The 1,072-nt window shown below is 63.9% G+C and carries 1 protein-coding gene; it reads right to left on the reverse strand.

From position 1 onward, the window contains the following. Positions 1–183: 183 nt before the first annotated feature. Positions 184–1,072 (reverse strand): hypothetical protein (locus Q8M88_RS01645; protein WP_305594427.1); only part of this gene is annotated, 889 nt, incomplete at its 5' end.

Consider the following 1,072-nt stretch of genomic DNA (forward strand, 5'->3'; position numbering starts at 1 on the left):
GCCACTCCTCGCACCGGCCTCTTGCCAGCCAACTCAACCAAGGTCAAAATTAACCCGAGCCTCTCGTTATCGCTGGATGAGAAACGGGGGTCAGGTCCTCCCGGAGGATGTCGACCTGGCCAGCGCCGCTCCAGGGGCGTCATGTCGATCGGTCCGGTTGCGAAGGCGACGTCTCGGTAAGCTTCAGTTAGCGGAACGGATGAAGTCCACGCCGATCCGTGAGAGCCAGGCGCCGGTCTGCTGGAGGAAGCGGCTGGCGTAGTCGGCGCGCACCTGCCCAACGACCCTGTACGTGATCGGTTGAAGCGTCGCCGGCAGCTCAACGGCGTTCTCGTCCCTCCACATCCTGAAGCCCTCGAACGTTGGGGTCTCCTCATCGAGGACCATGGGACCGCCACGGAGGTAAATGAACTCGTAGTTCTGGCTGCCCACGTCGGAGGTGACGTCGAAGACGTGAACCACCTTGTCCTTGCGGATGAAGAGGCTACGCGAGTTCTCCGCCTCCTTCAGGCCCTTCGGCGCGTCCTTCGACTTCAGGCGGATGGCGACGATCGGCTTCATCGGATGAAGCCGCTTCAACCAATCCTGATCGTCGGCGGGTGGGCGATCGACCATGTCGCAGGACGGCGTCATGCAGACCCAGTGGACTCCGCCGCTCTCGAAGACTGTCCCGGTCGTGAGCTGCCCGCGGAACGGCTCGGACGAAAGGAACGCGTTCAGCTTAAGAAGCGCCTGCAGGGCGTCGAGCTCGTCTTCCCGACCCGCCATCTCTTGCGCCTTCTTGAATAGGCCGGTCCGTCGCGCTCTTCGATCATTGCCGTAGTCGGGGATCTCGAGACGCTCGAGCTCCTTCGCCAGGAGGTCACCGGCGAGCTTGCTGAGATCGCGATCGGTGACGAGCCTCTGGCGCACCCCCTCCACGAGCTTGTCGAGCAGGGCATGGATCGGGCCGTCGAGCGAGTCCCGCGGGGGAGCCCCGCCGCTCAGCGCGAGGAGGAGGAAATAACTGAGGCTGACCTGGGTGTGGGGATCGCGGAGGTGCAGCTCGTGTGTCGCGATAGCGTCCGACTCC

It is taken from the genome of Phenylobacterium sp., from assembly GCF_030693805.1.
Lineage (GTDB): Bacteria > Pseudomonadota > Alphaproteobacteria > Caulobacterales > Caulobacteraceae > Phenylobacterium.